Origin of the sequence: Curvivirga aplysinae (assembly GCF_009711445.1) — a bacterium.
Taxonomy (GTDB): Bacteria; Pseudomonadota; Alphaproteobacteria; order UBA8366; family Aestuariispiraceae; genus Curvivirga; species Curvivirga aplysinae.
The window spans coordinates 21,310-36,663 of sequence record NZ_SMMC01000194.1 but is presented as its reverse complement, the minus strand read 5'-3'; the positions used below and the strand labels follow the sequence as shown (position 1 = coordinate 36,663).

Genomic DNA, 15,354 nt, shown 5'->3' with positions numbered 1-15,354 from the left:
GTTCAATTCTAAATTAAAGTAGTTTCCGGCATGGCCTATTCGCTATATGCGTGAAGAGGAGTAGTAGCTATGCTTTATGGTAATGCAAAGTTGACAGGCGTAGAGCGTAAGTTTGATCAGCGAGAGATAATAGTTTCCAAGACCGATCTTACGGGCAAAATTACATATGGAAATAATACCTTTTATAAGTTGGCTGATATGACGGAAAAGGATTGTCTGAATGTACAACACAATGTTGTACGACACCCCGATATGCCACGAACTGTTTTCGAATATTTGTGGAAAAGTCTTAAATCTGGTGAAGAGATTTTCGCATATGTGGTAAATAGAGCAAAAAATGGTGATCATTATTGGGTGCTTGCGCATATAACGCCAAGTCGTGATAGTGATGGGAATATTGTTGGTTATCACAGCAATAGAAGTGCACCTAATCGTCAATTAATAGATGAGAAAATAAAGCCACTTTATAAAGAATTAAAGGCGCTGGAAGAAAAAGCGAGCAGCCCTAAGCAAGGATTACAAGGTGGAGTAAAACATTTGGAAGAGCTCTTAGCGGCGCGCAAAATGACTTTTAATGAAATGATATTTGCGATGGGTGTATAAACACCGATTTTAAGACAAAAAAGAGGCGCTATTTAGCACCTCTTTTGATTTTAGATCTTATTTTTGGGTTAAGCGAATGCCCCAACTGCCTAAACGTCCAATCCAGCGTTTAACGCTTTCTACATCCTCAGCAGCTTTGTTCAATCCAATGTTTGTATGACCTTGTAGCAAATCAATAATGCCGCAAGCCACCCCGTTGGAAACAGTTAATGCCATGGCAGAATCTGCATCGTCACCACAAATATCCATTTCATAACGGCTATTGAAGATTTCTTTGCCGTCTTTAGATAAGATAAGGCCAACAGTTAGAACAACGCGATCTTTATCATCTGGTCCGTAAAAATGTTCATCGGCTAATTTTGCTCCAAGTGCACGTATATCGTCATCTGTGCCTGTTTTTACAGCTTCAAATACATCTTTCCATGCCTCTAACCAACCGGGAAGACGTAATGTTCCTCGGATGAAATCTTTTACATTCCATTTTCTAGGGAAATGATATTGGTCAATAAAGGGCACGCTGTCGCGGTTTGGATATGCCTCAAAATCGCCTGCACTTGTTTTGTATATTTCAGTTTCTTCCCATGGACGTGGTGCTGTTGCTTCTTGTCCGTTCTTCATAAATTTTGCAGGAGAACGTAATGCTAGCAGCACGCCGGCTGGTGCCCAACTAAAACGATATTTGAAATCATTAGCAACTTCTGGAAAACCGCCACAGTAAGAGAAAAACTGCGCCTCAACTTTCTCTTTGGCTAAACCTTGTTCTGCAAGCGCATTTTCAGCATCATCGACAAGTAAGTGAGACGCTAGATGGTCAATACCTGGGTCTAAGCCTGCCTCAACAACTACAGCTAAGTTTTTAGCTTTTGCTGCCTCTACCTTGCCTAAAATAATATCACTAACATAGCTACTGGACACATAATGGGCACCATGTGCAATTGCAGTGTCTAGGATCGTTCCATGTTCTGCTACGGGTAACATGCAAACAACAATATCACCCTCATTTAAATCAGCTTTAAGCGCATCTAGATCATAGGTTTTAGTTTCAATTTTTCCTGTAAGGGAAAGACGCTCTGCCAAAGCTTCTGCTTTTGAAACAGTACGGTTCCATAATGTTACTTTACTTGCGGCGTCTGCTACCTTGTTAAGGCCTGTACCAGTTGATAAACCTGCACCTAACCAATGCACTTTGCCGCTACGCTTTGCTAATTCCGACATGGAACCCCCTTATTATGTTTATTTAATCAGTTAACTGAAATTTGTTTAAGCTGAATATGAAAAGAAAGCAACTATCTATCTGTGAAATAGAGTTTGTCCAAAAAGTTGGAGATATATCAGATATAAAAGTTGCTAAGATATGCGGGAATACGGCAAGTTAGAGGAAATGCATTAAGATAAATTATCTTGAGAAAAATCTCATAGACAGGGAATTAAAATGACACGGATGTCAGAAAATAATCTGTGGCAAGCGACAGTTGCTGAAACATTTAATGCGGAAAGTCTTATTGAAGACTTAGAAGTTGATTTTGTGATTATTGGCGGCGGTTTCACAGGTTGCACCGCAGCCATAGAAGCGCGAAAACAGGGAATGTCTGTTTGTTTGTTAGAGGCCAACAATATTGGCTTTGGCGGGTCAGGTAGAAATGTCGGGCTTGTGAATGCAGGATTATGGACACCGCCGGATGACGTTATGTCTATTCTTGGCCCTGAAGCCGGCGAAAAACTTAATAAAGCCTTGTCAAATGGGCCAAGCCAAGTTTTCAAACTTATCGAAGAATTTGATATTAAATGTGAAGCCACCCGCAATGGCACATTACATTGTGCGCATTCGCCAAAAGGATTTACCGATCTTGAAAACCGATTTGCACAGCAAGAAAAGCGAGACGCGCCTGTAGAGTTATTGTCGGCAGAAGAGGCCGCAATACTGACAGGGGCCTCAGGTGTGTTTGGTGCATTGCTCGATCGACGTGCGGGGACAGTACAACCATTAGCTTACGCAAGAGGATTGGCAAGAGCGGCACAACAACTAGGTGCCAAAATTTATGAAAATAGCCCCGCGATTTATACATCTTTTGAAAATGGTTTGTGGTCTGTGAAAACAACGAGAGGGACTGTAAAAGCCTCCTACCTACTGAATGCAACAAATGCCTATATGCAGGGAAATATTGAGCATTATTCATCAAGTTTTACACCTGTTTATTATTTCCAATTTGCCACGAAACCACTGGATGATGCGCTTTTAAAGGTCATTTTGCCTGAAAAACATGGATGTTGGGATACAGCTACCGTTATGTCTTCCTTTAGACGCGATGCTGCAGGACGCTTGATTATGGGATCTATCGGATCCTTAGAGAAAATGGGGAAGGGTGTTCATACATCTTGGATTAAGCGGAAATTACATAAACTTTTCCCACAACTTAAAGATACTGAATTTGAATATTCATGGCATGGTCGTATTGCAATGACAGATGATCATTTGCCGCGTCTCATTCAAATGGGCAATAGTGGAATTTCCATGATGGGGTATAATGGAAGAGGGATTAGCCCGGGAACCTGTATGGGAACTGCGATTGCAAAATATTTTGCGCATAAAGACCTTTCGGTATTACCAATTCATCCAATGGCAAGTTACCTGCAAAGCTTTAATTCAATTAAGGAAGTGTATTACGAGACAGGCGCCTCACTGACACATATGGTAAAGGATTACTGAGTGTTGAGATGTTAGTTGGATTGTGAATCTTGATCCTGATTGGAGTTTGCGTATACTATTAGAAAAAATAGGGGGATATGGTTTAGTGTATTAGGTGTGAAACTTGGCTAAAAGCAGAGAACTACTTGATGAGTTGCGCGATATCACAAGTCTTCGTGATACAAAGCTGTTGGAGCAAAGTTTACTTCAAACTATTTATATGAACCTTCCAATTGAAAATATTTCAATACTTAAAACTGATGCAGGTAAAATCTGGGACAAGGTTACTCTATCTGAAACTGGATATGATATTCTGCATAAAGAAATTGAATTAGATGAAGATCATGCGGGGCTCATAAATCGGGTGGTTGCAAGTGAGAACACGGTTTGTGATTGCATTTGTGCTAATGGTTATGAGTATTTTTATTACCATCTCGCGTCAATTTCTAAGGAGGATACAATCCTTGAAATTATCGCAAAAGAAGATGCATTAGAATTTTCGTCAGAGAGTATGACCCGATCTATCGAGGTTTTTAATAACTATTACAGTTTATTGGTTTATGCACAAACGGATGAACTTACCGGGCTGTTGAATCGGAATACCTTCAATCAAGAAATAAAACGTATTTCATTATTTGCTTCTGAACCTAAAGTTTTAAAAGATGATCAAAATCGTACTGACAATGGCGAGAGTTATTGGCTAGGTTTGATTGATATTGATAATTTTAAAGCGGTAAACGATAGCTATGGTCATGTGTTTGGAGACGAAGTTCTAATTTTAGTTGCTCAATCTCTGAAGCGGCTTACACGTCGTTTTGACACAGTATATCGCTTCGGCGGTGAAGAATTTCTGGTATTGTTACGTGCCGATAATAAAGATAATGCACGAGCGGCATTTGAAAGATTTCGTAAAGCAATTGAACGTCAAAAATTTCCTCAAATTGACAATGTTACGATCAGTGTAGGTGCCATTCAAATCACGGGCGATAAAAGCACTGTAGAAACCCTAGCTAAGGCTGATAAATCTTTATATTATTCAAAACAACAAGGACGCAATCAGTTTCATTTATACGAAGATTTAGTGGAGCTGGGAGTCTTAGAAGATTGTCTCGTTTCTGATGGCGATATTGAACTTTTTGAACTGTAACGCCTTATTTAGATTGAAAATCTAGAATCGGATATCCTATTTGTATTGAAATTCAACTAGTGGATAGGATGCAGAATGTTTTCCAAGGTTTTTGATTTCTTTGATGATATTGTTTTGGAACTGGGTCGAAACTTTCGATGGTCTTATTTACCGCCTTTAATGGTTTATTTTGCTGCAGGTGTATCTGGCCTCACATCTATTGTAGGTACATTTTTCATTAAAGAATATCTGAGTTTGTCTGCGGAATTCCTCGCAGGCTTAGCATTTTGGGCAGGCCTACCTTGGGCTTTAAAAATGCCTATAGGTCATCTTGTTGATATCATATGGCGTTGGAAATCTTATTTGGTTTTCTTAGGTGCCAGTTTAATGGCAACAAGTCTTATCATTATGTATATGCTGATTAGCCAGACTGAAATGATGGCGATGATCATGTCGATCGAAGCATGGTATATTTTAAGCGCTCTTCTCTCCCCAATAGGATATGTGTTGCAGGATGTTGTTGCAGATGCAATGACCGTAGAAGCAGTACCTGCAGTCGACGATAACGGTAATAAGTTTTCTGATGCAATAGAAAAAGCGATGCATACAACGATGCAAACCCTTGGAAGAGTAGCTATTATTGGTGGCGTTGTATGTGTATCAGCAATTAATGTATATGTTTTTGATGATATTGATACTTTAGATGAAATTGAAAAAGTCGGAATTTATGCGAGTATCTATCTTGGTGCGCTTGCTGTCCCTCTGATTTCTATAAGTGGCGTTATTTTAGGGGGGATATTACTTCGCCAAAAGGCAAAGAAATTGGCGATTAAAGGCGTTCCATCAGACGTCATTAGTGACATGCTTTTTAAGCCGGAGGCTCAAACAAAACCTAATTGGATGATATTCGGAGGCAGCTTTGCTTTTGTCTTGTTTACATTATTTGTTGGTTTAAATGATGTTCCAGCCGCACAAGAAATGACGTTTTTTGTTTCTATTTCAATTATCTTGTTTTTGATGACAAGGCTGTTAAAGGAGTTAGAGCCTTCACAAGCAAAGATGCTTATCGGAACTGCAATTATTATCTTTATATACCGTGCAACGCCAAGTTCTGGGGCAGGCTCAACTTGGTTTGAAATTGATGTTTTAGGATTTGATCAGCAATTTTTATCGGTTTTAAGTTTTTTAACCTATGGTTTAACGCTTGCAGGTTTAGTGGTTTTACGCCCGATAATTGTTAAGAGGTCCATCGCGGAAATCTTGGTCATGTTGAGTATCATTGGTGGTATTGTATCTTTGCCGAATATTGGGCTTTATTATGGTATCCAAGAATGGACCTCGGCCTTAACGAACGGGGTTGTCGATGCCCGATTTATTGCCATTTTTGATACGGCGTTAGAATCGCCTTTAGGGCAAATAGCGATGATCCCGATGCTTGCATGGATTGCGCGTAATGCGCCTGTGCATCTTAAGGCGACTTTTTTTGCGGTAATGGCCTCTTTTACAAATTTAGCGCTTTCCGCAAGTAATTTGATGACGAAATACATGAACCAAATTTATACGGTAACCCGGGAGGTTAAAGATCGTGCTACTGGCGAAATAACTATTCAAGCTGATTATAGTGAATTAGGGATGTTACTAATTACTGTTGCCGTCATCATCGTCGTTGTTCCTGTCTTCGCCGTTATGGTTATTCAGGCAACGCCATTAAGAACAACACAATAATTCATATAACTGGTTGTAATTTGTAGTGGACTTGTCCACATTTACGATAGGTTTTCTTTTCTATAAAAGGCATATTCATGCGTAAGTTATTTTCTAGTTTTGTTGTAGCAATTATTTTTTCTGCCGGATTTGCAAATTTATCAAAAGCAGAAGAATTGCAAATCAGCGTCCTGCAAGATGGTGGTGGGGGTGTTATCGCAACTGATTTTTCTAAAGTTTTTGTACATTATACCGGTTGGTTATTAGACGGTACGAAATTTGATTCTAGTGTTGATCGTGGTCAACCATTCAGTTTTACGCTTGGTGCTGGTCAAGTAATCAAAGGCTGGGACCAAGGCGTTAAAGGCATGAAAGTTGGTGAAAAGCGTGAACTGATCATTCCAGCTCATCTTGGTTACGGAGATCGTGGTGCAGGTGCTTCCATCCCACCAGGGGCAACATTGAAGTTTGAAGTTGAACTTCTTGATGTCGAACCAGGCCCAATGAAAAGCACAACTGTTGAAGAGTTTAAAGAAGCGTTAAAAACTGCACCTAAAGCAATCGATATCCGAAATGAAACTCAATATGCTAATCAAGGTGTTATTGAAGGCGTAGAAGAAATGACCGCTTTTGACGAAAATGGTCGCTTCCTTCAGGATTTTGTAACCGCAATTAATGCCTATGGTGATCGCGCCGCACCTTTGTATGTGATCGGTTCTGCAGAGAATGCTCAAACAGCACAATTAGCTAATGCATTGGCCACTCAAGCTGGCTTTGATGAAGTTATTTTGGTCGATGGTGGTATCGAAGCATGGATTGCTGCTGGATATCCAATAAACAAATAAATTTAGCATCTGCATAAATTTTAGTTATAAGGCATTCAAGAAAAACTAGGATGCCTTTTTTCTTTCATATATTTGATATCCACAAAGAGATATGAATACGATGAATGCACCAAAATACTGCAGTATTTCCAATCTTTCATTAAGTAAGACAAAGGCAGCAAAAATTGAAAAAATTGGTTCTAAGTTGAAAATGATTGCAGCCGATTGAGCATTTACATTTCTTAAGCCGATATTTTGGCAAAGAACAGCGGAAAAGAAGACAATGCTAACCACCACGACAGGTAGTATTGCATCATAAGTGTTTGGTAATGACCAGCCGCCAATGAATGGCATAATTGCTAGTAAAGATAGACTGGCAAAAAAGTTGTTAGTAACGGCAAGAGATAAGGGTGAGGTTTTAATAACCGCTTTACGAATACTAATCATCATTGCTGCGATTAAGCTTCCTCCCGCAAACGCAAGAGAGACGCCGCGCCAGTCCAAACTATCAAAGGATGGACCAAGGGAAAGTGCTATTCCAAGAAAACCGCCGATAAAAAATAAGAATCCTTTTGGAGAAATTGCTTTTTCACCAAAAAATGGGGCAGCTATTGCAACTGTCATTGGCCATGTGAAGAAAATAAGCGCTGCAAGACCAACAGGGATATATCTAACAGATGCAAGATAACATAAGCCTTGACCCATAACTAACAGCCCGATAAAGGCTGAAATCTTTAAAGTTTTTAATGATAAGTCTAACTTATTTCGAAATAGCAGTAGAACACCAACAGAGAAAATACTACTGGAAAACATACGAATGAAGTTAAGGGTTGCTGCATTTCCACCTGCATCAAAGAATAGTGGTGCAAAAGGGGTATTTAGACTGAAAAAAAATGCTGCCAGTATAATTAATATAGTTGGGCCGAAATTTGTGCTTAGAGAGCATGAATTTGTCATTATTCTTCAAGCTTTGTTTTAATAAACAATGTTCTATAAAAGGCTGTAGAACTATCCAGCAGTTTTATACTTGAATGTATATCTGCAGGAATTTGAATCGAAGTTAATGACCAATGGCGAAAATGTCTTTGTTTGGTATCTGAGTTTAGGAGAAGAATCATATTTGATGAATCTGTGACCAACTGCTCCTTAAATGCGGCGTTAAAATTGGAAGTTTTTTCGCTAATAACCCTGCTCGCACCGTTGAAACTATCTAAAATTTCTTGGTTTGAGTTGAATGGAATACTGTCAATTTGAATAGCTATTAGGTTACCATTTTCTTTCTCATCAAAGAGGCCAATCACATGTCTTGTATTGGGCAGCCAGCTTTGAAAATTGAGGCGACAACCTTCAATACTTTCTGTAACTGGAATACACCTAACAATATTTTCTTGAATATCTGATTTTGAGCTTTCCCATGTCATACCCAGAATGAAATCTTCTAGCTTTAAAGGCGTGGGTATAGTTACTGGTTCCTGTTCTTTTGCGGAAGATTCTTTTATTTTTTTAGGTAAAGATGCGATAGCTTTGGGATTAAGCTCTTTTTGAAGAATAGATTTGGGTTCTTTTATAGGACGTAAAGGTGCTTTTATTTCTTCTTCAACTTTGAAAGTCTTTAGAACAGGTTCAGACTTGATATCAGAAATCTTTTGAACCTCAACGTCTATATTATCTTTGCTTTTTTCAAGCTGGGAAGACGTTTCTGTTGTTGATAACACTATTTCAACGATAGGAGGCGGAGAAATTAGATTTCCATTCTGTATATCGTCAAGCGGATTAATTATCTCTGTCTTAGCAGGCTCATTTTGAATGTTTAATTGAGTTTCCCTAGAATTTCCTAATTCTTCTCTATTAAGTTTTAACAGAAGATTTGGTGAGTAATCTTCACTCAGGCTATTCAAGATTTCTTGAACATCTGCGGGGTCTTTCTTTTCTTGGTCTTTTATTATTGATGTATAGCCTTGTTGATCAACAAAAATTTGATCGTAAAAATACGTAGCTTTATCCCGAATTGGATAATCGAATGCACTAATAGTGACGGCAATACATCCACCACTAAACAAAGCCCATGAAATAATTTTCGGCCAAACCGACTTGTGTTCTTCATCAAAAAATGACTTTTCTTCAAATGAAGATACATCATTTGTGTCAACTTCATCTTCTTGATGCATGACAGCGTAGTACCCCTCTAATAGCCATAGAGAAGTTATCTTATCTTTTTATGAATGTGAAGTATATTTTTGTTCTAAGACAAAGACTTAATTGATTGTACTAAGCGCGACGACGAGTAACTTCAATGCCTACTGTATGGGCATTTTTAAGTGCTTCTGGTTTCTCAATACGCACAGTTGCTTCGACAACACGATCATCATCTAAACAAAGTAAAGCGATACGATGACCCAGAGTTTCAACTAATTGAATATGTCCTTCGCGTGCCAGTTCTGCGATGCGTTCTGATATCGTTGCATAACAAACCACTTGCTCGTAATCATCACATAATGGATCTGCTGGTTCCTTTGCCATAAGTTCCAGATTAATACGGACGATTTGAACACGATCATATTCATGATCAAACACGCCAATATTCCACGCTACATCCAAATCGCGCACCAAGATTTTATAAATTGGTGTACTGTTTTCTTCCGTATAGTTTACAGGTTGCACAAGACTGTGTTGTTTACCTGATACAACTTGAATGTCATTGCCAGAATATGTTTTCTCAGTGGAAAGGTTTGCGGACATATTTTTTCCAATCAGCGTGATTTTTAACTTGGCATCTGCCTGTAGCTGAGATATTCGCAGCCATTAGTTTTAATTGCAGCGTAAAATATACGATTTTTTCAGGAACTCAAGCGGCAGGACGACTTCATTATGGCTTTCCACGACTTGTTCAATTCAGGCGATAACAATCAAGAGTTTCAACTTGGCGATAGATGTCTTGTTATGGGCATCATGAATGTTACGCCGGATTCATTCTCTGGCGATGGGCTAAGAAGTAAAGATGTTGATCTTGATACAAAAGTTTTGAAGCAAGCAGAGTTTTTCCTATCGAACGGCGCAGATATTCTGGATATTGGTGGCGAAAGCACACGTCCAGGTGCAGAGATTGTTGGTGAACATGAAGAGTTGAAACGCGTCGAACCGGCGATCAAGGCTATCGTCAATGCGTTTCCTAATGCTGTGTTATCTGTTGATACATATAAAGCGGCTGTAGCTGAAGCAGCTTTAAATGCCGGGGCTCATATTATTAATGACGTTTGGGGATTTAAGGCTGATCCGGATATGTCAAAGGTTGCTGTTAAGCATCAGGCACCTGTCATTCTTATGCATAATCGATCAAAACCGGGACATGCAGAAATTGATGCACGCCTTGGTGGTGCCTATATTGCACCAAAATATAATGACTTCTTGAATGAAGTAATTCAAGAAATGCGTCTGTTGATCGAAGGTGCGATTACAGCGGGTGTAAAACCTGAAAATATTATGATTGATCCTGGGGTCGGGTTTGGCAAAACGGCTGCTCAGAATATGGAACTGATAAATCGCCTTGATGTTATCAAAGAAGCTCTTGGTTATCCGATTTTATTAGGTTCAAGTCGAAAGAGTTTTATTGGCTTAACATTGGACGTACCAGCAGATGAACGCGTTGAAGGAACTGCTGCGACAGTATCTCTTGGGGTTGCACGTGGTGCGGATGTCGTGCGCGTTCATGATGTAAAAGTAATGGATCGTATTGTACGAATGACAGATGCTATGTTGCGAGCAGGTTAATAAGGAAAAATAAAATGTACGAAATTTACTTGGCACTTGGCACTAATCTGGGGGATAAGAAAGCTAATTTAAAACTGGCAATTGAATGCCTTTCCGGATTTGTCTGGGATATTCGTTCATCTGCATTTTACGAATCTGCACCTATGTATGTAGAAGATCAGCCAAGTTTTGTGAATATGGTTGTTGGTGGTCAGACAGAATTAACCCCCTTAGATCTACTAGATCGTTTGAAAGACTTGGAAGAAGAAATTGGTCGTCGTCCAACATTTCGAAATGGACCACGGGTTATTGATCTGGATATTCTGTATCATGGTGATTGCTTGATGACGACAGAACGCCTTTCGATCCCGCATATTAGTATTCAGGAACGTGAATTTGTGCTTCTTCCTTTAATGGATATTTGTCCCGATCGCATAGATGAACGCACAGGTAAAACCGTGAGAGAGATGACTGAGGCACTTCCTGATACGCGTGGGTTAATTCGTTTGGATGATTAATGGAGTTAAACCATAGGGCGTCTACCACAAGCATTTATGATATCCATGATTGCTTGTGCGGCCCCTTGACCTGATGAACTTATTTTTATGTATAACCCACCTGTAATTAATGCATAGTCGCGCATGATATTTTCTGTGATTTCGTCATTACTGAAGTAACTTGTGGGCGTATAGATTGCGGAGATTAAAACACCTCGTTCCGCAGCTGACAATGCGTGAGATACAGCATTTTTATCATCGATACCTTGTTTGAACTGATCGTCAAAACCACCAGGTAAGTTATCCGTAATTAGAATTATGATTTTCGTATTTGCTTCGAATTTTCCTTTAAAGTCAAAATCTTGTGCTCTGTTTAGTGCAGACAGATTATTCAGAATTGTATTTAAAGTCTCATCAGAAGCTTCTGGGCCTCCTCCGCCTCCTTCTGCGCGGATTTGGTAGATTTTATCGAAGATGTTTTTCTTTTTCTGATTTAGGTTGGGCAAGTTGTTGAGGTCTTCTTGAATATATATTTCATCTTTAAAAGTAATAAGCCCAAGCCGTAACTTGCCATCTGAAAGGTAATCAAGTCTATCAAGAATATCTTCCAGCTCTACTTTGATATCGTAAATTGTACTGCTAAGGCTATAGGTTGTATCAATGGCAAAAACGATATCCGTTTTTTGACATTTATCTCGATCCTCCTCTCCATAGGCAAAGGTAGATGTTAGGAAATGAATTCCTAAAAAAACAGGAAGGATTGATATAATTTCTTTACACTTCAAACGCATACTCATTCACTTACAGCCACGTTATTGTGGAATAAGTAGCTTCAAAAAGCAATGGGCGGTATAATTGCCGCCCATTCAGCTCTTAGTTATGTATAGACTTGTTTAGAACATTTCGTCCGGAATACTACGGATCGTGTTATGCCCTTCACGCACAGCTGAAAGAATGGAAGGAGCTTGCGAAAGTAGATTCTCAGCATAGAAACGTGCAGTGAAAACTTTGGCTTTATAAAATTCTTGGTCACCTTCACCAGAATTGATTTTACTTAAGGCGACATCCATAGAGCGTGCAAGACCAATGCCACCAGCAACAAGGCCAAATATTTTTAAAATATATGTAGAAGAAGCACCAATTGCAGTTGTGTTATTGCTGTTAGACATCAGCCAATCGACCGCACGATCTAGGGTATCAATACCCGCGGCAAGATGTGCACGCATTGCACTCATATCTTCGCCTTCAATTCCGTTTAGGTGGTTGATAAGGGAATCAGCTTCATCCAAATATTCACGAACTGCAGTTCCACCATCATGAATGATTTTACGACCAACCAAATCGGCGGCTTGAATACCGTTAGTGCCTTCGTAAATAGGAAGAATCCGTGCATCACGGTAATATTGTGCGGCACCAGTTTCCTCAATAAAGCCCATGCCACCGTGAATTTGAATACCCATCGAAGCGATTTCTACACCCAAATCGGTGAACCATGCCTTTACAACTGGAGTGATAAGTCCAATTCGGCGATCGGCCCACTCAGTCCATTCTGGGTCATTATGATTTTCTGCAATATCCAAATCAACCATGGTTCGGAAGTTCAGGGCACGCATAGCTTCGATATATGCACGCATTGTCATCAAGGTACGGCGAACATCGGCATGATTAATAATAGCCGTATTTTTAGAGCCATCTAGTTCTGAACGGCCCTGCTTACGGTCTTTTGCGTAAGCGACAGCACGTTGATAGGCCATTTCTGCGATACTTAGGCCCTGCGTACCAACGGCAAGGCGTGCATCATTCATCATTGTGAACATGCATTTTAAGCCTTCATTTTCATTACCAATTAGATAGCCGATAGCGCCGCTATTTTCACCATATGACATAATACAAGTTGGGCTGCCGTGGATGCCAAGTTTATGTTCAACCTTGATTGGCCAAGCGTCATTGCGTTCACCAGGTGTACCATCTTCATTCAATGTGAATTTTGGTACCAGAAATAGGGAAATACCACGTGTACCTTCAGGTGCATCTGGTAAACGCGCCAAAACAAGATGAACGATATTATCTGCCTGATCATGATCCCCATATGTAATGAAAATCTTTTGACCACTAATAAGATAATGATCCCCATTTGGTGTAGCCTTGGTACGAACTTGTGAAAGGTCAGACCCAGCACTGGCTTCTGTCAGGTTCATTGTGCCGGTCCACTCACCGGATATCATTTTAGGGACATATGTATCGATAAGTTCTTGTGAACCATGTGCCATGATAGCTTTAATCGCGCCTTGGCTTAACAAAGGGCATAAAGACCATGCCATATTCGCAGATTCCAGCATCTCATGAATGGCATTCCCAACTGTGTTGGGTAAGCCTTGCCCACCATGTTCTTCTGGGAAGGTAAGGGAATGCCATGCACCTTCTTTATAGGCATCATATGCTTCTTTAAAACCTGCAGGTAACTTGACGTGACCATCATCTAGAAGGGCGCCTTTTTCATCACCATTAACATTACACGCACCTACAAAATCTTTCGCTAATTTTGCACCCTCATCTAAAATGGCAGAAACCAAATCAGGTGTAGCTTCTGCAGTAGCTGGCATCTCAGATAATTCTTTCAACAAACCCATGTCGTTGAGTAAGAAATTCATATCTTTTAAAGGTGCATTATATTCAGTCATTATAAGTGGTCCCCAGTTCTTATCATGTTTATCGTTGCTTTTTAGATACCAAGCTTTTCCATCTTACGAAAGTATTTTGCCCGGATTCATAATGTTATTTGGATCGAAAGCCTGTTTGATTTTCTTCATAAGGGCAAGTTCTACAGCACTTTTATACGATTTCATTTCTTCGGTTTTTATCTGTCCAACACCATGTTCAGCAGAAAATGATCCGTTCAGATTTGCGACCACATCATGAACTACTTTATGTAAATCGTCTTCTTTTTCTAGAAAAGCAACTTTATCCATGTCTTTGGGTTGGCTGAGGTTATAGTGAATATTGCCATCACCAACATGCCCGAAAGGATAGGGACGTATACCTTTACAAATTTCTTTAACTGCTTCACCAGCTTTACGAATAAAGGTGGGCACCGAACTGACAGGTACCGCGATATCGTGTTTGATAGAGGCGGATTCACGAATCTGGGCCTCAACAATTGCTTCTCTCATACCCCAAAAGTCGGCTCTTTGTGTATCATTTTGTGCGATACTTGCATCCATAATGATACCTTCTTCAAATGCAGTCTCTAGAAGGCTTTCCATCGTTGTTTGCATTTGATCTTTGGTAAAGCCGCTGATTTCTAATAAAACCGACCATTCAGGTGCAGGACCTTCTGCATAAGGTAATCGCGTATTATCAACATGTTCGCATGCCATATCTAAAGCAATATCTGGAATGAGCTCAAAGGAACTTACAGAATCTCCACTTAACTCGCGTGCAATTGCGAGGAGTTTCAAACAACTATCAAGATCTGATAATGCACAAAAGGCAGTTGCACGTTCTTTTGGAAGTGGAAAAAGCCTTAGACTAGCTGCAGTAATAATGCCTAAGGTGCCCTCGGACCCTATCAACAGATGTTTTAAATCATATCCAGTGTTATCTTTGCGTAAGCTACGCAAGCCATTCCAGATTTCACCATTGGGCATAACGGCTTCAATGCCTAAAACTAAATCTCTGGTATTTCCATAGCGTAAGACATTTAAACCACCTGCATTGCTGGCCAAGTTGCCTCCAATCATGCAAGAACCCTCAGCACCTAAGCTTAAGGGAAAGAGACGTTCCGAATCCTCAGCTTTCGATTGAATGGTTTGCAAAATGGTACCAGCTTCTGCAATCATCGAATAATTTTCTTTGTCTATCATGCGAATTTGATTCATGCGTGATAGACAAATGATAATGGAATTCCCTGATTGATCAGGTGTTGCCCCGCCAACACGACTAGTATTCCCGCCTTGCGGGACAACAACAATTTTATGTTCATGACAATAAGTCATGATTTTTGACACAGTCTCAGTGTTTTGCGGGAAAAGTATTAAACTTGTTTTACCTTCGATACGGGCACGAGAATCCAATAACCATTGAGAAAGATCTTCACCATTATTCTCTCTCCAACCATTTTCGTCGACAAGAGATTTCAAATATTCGATGTGATGGGTTTCGATCATA

The 15,354-nt window shown here is 39.8% G+C and carries 14 protein-coding genes; 7 read left to right on the top strand and 7 right to left on the bottom strand.

Annotation, left to right across the window (positions count from 1 at the left end):
• Window positions 1-69: 69 nt before the first annotated feature.
• Window positions 70-603 carry a PAS domain-containing protein gene (locus E1160_RS11685; RefSeq protein ID WP_155155355.1) on the top strand — a complete coding sequence of 178 codons (534 nt, stop codon included), beginning with the start codon at window positions 70-72 and terminating at the stop codon, window positions 601-603.
• 57 nt (window positions 604-660) lie between these two features.
• On the opposite strand, the gene E1160_RS11680 is transcribed toward E1160_RS11685, so the two are convergent.
• Window positions 661-1,818, bottom strand: coding sequence for a saccharopine dehydrogenase family protein (locus E1160_RS11680; RefSeq protein ID WP_155155353.1), 1,158 nt, complete (start codon window positions 1,816-1,818; stop codon window positions 661-663).
• Window positions 1,819-2,035: 217 nt separating this feature from the next.
• Here E1160_RS11680 and E1160_RS11675 point away from each other — a divergent pair, with 217 nt between their 5' ends.
• The 4 genes from E1160_RS11675 to E1160_RS17520 all read left to right on the top strand — a co-directional run bounded on the left by E1160_RS11675 (window position 2,036) and on the right by E1160_RS17520 (window position 6,964).
• On the top strand, window positions 2,036-3,310 hold the full coding sequence (locus tag E1160_RS11675; protein ID WP_218048867.1) for an NAD(P)/FAD-dependent oxidoreductase: 1,275 nt from the start codon (window positions 2,036-2,038) through the stop codon (window positions 3,308-3,310).
• 103 nt (window positions 3,311-3,413) lie between these two features.
• Window positions 3,414-4,436: a GGDEF domain-containing protein gene (locus E1160_RS11670; protein WP_155155351.1), complete on the top strand. Its 1,023-nt coding sequence runs from the start codon at window positions 3,414-3,416 to the stop codon at window positions 4,434-4,436.
• A gap of 75 nt (window positions 4,437-4,511) precedes the next feature.
• Window positions 4,512-6,140: an MFS transporter gene (locus tag E1160_RS11665; protein ID WP_155155349.1), complete on the top strand. Its 1,629-nt coding sequence runs from the start codon at window positions 4,512-4,514 to the stop codon at window positions 6,138-6,140.
• A gap of 77 nt (window positions 6,141-6,217) precedes the next feature.
• Window positions 6,218-6,964: an FKBP-type peptidyl-prolyl cis-trans isomerase gene (locus tag E1160_RS17520; protein WP_155155347.1), complete on the top strand. Its 747-nt coding sequence runs from the start codon at window positions 6,218-6,220 to the stop codon at window positions 6,962-6,964.
• A gap of 45 nt (window positions 6,965-7,009) precedes the next feature.
• Here the strand turns inward: E1160_RS17520 and E1160_RS11655 are convergent, their stop codons facing one another.
• The 3 genes from E1160_RS11655 to folB all read right to left on the bottom strand — a co-directional run bounded on the left by E1160_RS11655 (window position 7,010) and on the right by folB (window position 9,682).
• A complete protein-coding gene (locus tag E1160_RS11655; RefSeq protein ID WP_155155345.1) occupies window positions 7,010-7,900 on the bottom strand; it encodes a DMT family transporter in 891 nt (296 codons plus the stop codon).
• Window positions 7,900-9,111 carry a hypothetical protein gene (locus E1160_RS11650; protein WP_155155343.1) on the bottom strand — a complete coding sequence of 404 codons (1,212 nt, stop codon included), beginning with the start codon at window positions 9,109-9,111 and terminating at the stop codon, window positions 7,900-7,902. The genes E1160_RS11655 and E1160_RS11650 overlap by 1 nt, the downstream gene beginning before the upstream one ends.
• A 100-nt stretch (window positions 9,112-9,211) precedes the next feature.
• Window positions 9,212-9,682 carry a dihydroneopterin aldolase gene (gene folB, locus E1160_RS11645; protein ID WP_155155342.1) on the bottom strand — a complete coding sequence of 157 codons (471 nt, stop codon included), beginning with the start codon at window positions 9,680-9,682 and terminating at the stop codon, window positions 9,212-9,214.
• A gap of 129 nt (window positions 9,683-9,811) precedes the next feature.
• Here folB and folP point away from each other — a divergent pair, with 129 nt between their 5' ends.
• Together folP and folK are read left to right on the top strand one after the other, a co-directional pair.
• The gene (gene folP, locus E1160_RS11640; RefSeq protein WP_155155340.1) at window positions 9,812-10,711 is read left to right on the top strand and encodes a dihydropteroate synthase; all 900 of its coding nucleotides are present in this window, start codon (window positions 9,812-9,814) and stop codon (window positions 10,709-10,711) included.
• A 14-nt stretch (window positions 10,712-10,725) separates the two neighbouring features.
• Window positions 10,726-11,208, top strand: coding sequence for a 2-amino-4-hydroxy-6-hydroxymethyldihydropteridine diphosphokinase (gene folK, locus E1160_RS11635; protein ID WP_155155338.1), 483 nt, complete (start codon window positions 10,726-10,728; stop codon window positions 11,206-11,208).
• Between the two features lie 5 nt (window positions 11,209-11,213).
• Here the strand turns inward: folK and E1160_RS11630 are convergent, their stop codons facing one another.
• The 3 genes from E1160_RS11630 to E1160_RS11620 all read right to left on the bottom strand — a co-directional run bounded on the left by E1160_RS11630 (window position 11,214) and on the right by E1160_RS11620 (window position 15,353).
• A complete protein-coding gene (locus E1160_RS11630; RefSeq protein WP_155155336.1) occupies window positions 11,214-11,984 on the bottom strand; it encodes a VWA domain-containing protein in 771 nt (256 codons plus the stop codon).
• Window positions 11,985-12,080: 96 nt separating this feature from the next.
• A complete protein-coding gene (locus E1160_RS11625; protein ID WP_155155334.1) occupies window positions 12,081-13,868 on the bottom strand; it encodes an acyl-CoA dehydrogenase in 1,788 nt (595 codons plus the stop codon).
• Between the two features lie 63 nt (window positions 13,869-13,931).
• Window positions 13,932-15,353 carry an FAD-binding oxidoreductase gene (locus E1160_RS11620; protein WP_155155332.1) on the bottom strand — a complete coding sequence of 474 codons (1,422 nt, stop codon included), beginning with the start codon at window positions 15,351-15,353 and terminating at the stop codon, window positions 13,932-13,934.
• Window position 15,354 lies beyond the last annotated feature (1 nt).

Bases quoted from the DNA above. Each gene is read 5' to 3' on its own strand.
- E1160_RS11675 (WP_218048867.1), top strand. From the start codon at position 2,036: ATGACACGGATGTCAGAAAATAATCTGTGGCAAGCGACAGTTGCTGAA.
- E1160_RS11665 (WP_155155349.1), top strand. From the start codon at position 4,512: ATGTTTTCCAAGGTTTTTGATTTCTTTGATGATATTGTTTTGGAACTG.
- E1160_RS11680 (WP_155155353.1), bottom strand. From the start codon at position 1,818: ATGTCGGAATTAGCAAAGCGTAGCGGCAAAGTGCATTGGTTAGGTGCA.
- E1160_RS11620 (WP_155155332.1), bottom strand. From the start codon at position 15,353: ATGATCGAAACCCATCACATCGAATATTTGAAATCTCTTGTCGACGAA.
- E1160_RS11630 (WP_155155336.1), bottom strand. From the start codon at position 11,984: ATGAGTATGCGTTTGAAGTGTAAAGAAATTATATCAATCCTTCCTGTT.
- folB (WP_155155342.1), bottom strand. From the start codon at position 9,682: ATGTCCGCAAACCTTTCCACTGAGAAAACATATTCTGGCAATGACATT.
- folP (WP_155155340.1), top strand. From the start codon at position 9,812: ATGGCTTTCCACGACTTGTTCAATTCAGGCGATAACAATCAAGAGTTT.
- E1160_RS17520 (WP_155155347.1), top strand. From the start codon at position 6,218: ATGCGTAAGTTATTTTCTAGTTTTGTTGTAGCAATTATTTTTTCTGCC.
- E1160_RS11655 (WP_155155345.1), bottom strand. From the start codon at position 7,900: ATGACAAATTCATGCTCTCTAAGCACAAATTTCGGCCCAACTATATTA.
- folK (WP_155155338.1), top strand. From the start codon at position 10,726: ATGTACGAAATTTACTTGGCACTTGGCACTAATCTGGGGGATAAGAAA.
- E1160_RS11625 (WP_155155334.1), bottom strand. From the start codon at position 13,868: ATGACTGAATATAATGCACCTTTAAAAGATATGAATTTCTTACTCAAC.
- E1160_RS11650 (WP_155155343.1), bottom strand. From the start codon at position 9,111: ATGCATCAAGAAGATGAAGTTGACACAAATGATGTATCTTCATTTGAA.
- E1160_RS11685 (WP_155155355.1), top strand. From the start codon at position 70: ATGCTTTATGGTAATGCAAAGTTGACAGGCGTAGAGCGTAAGTTTGAT.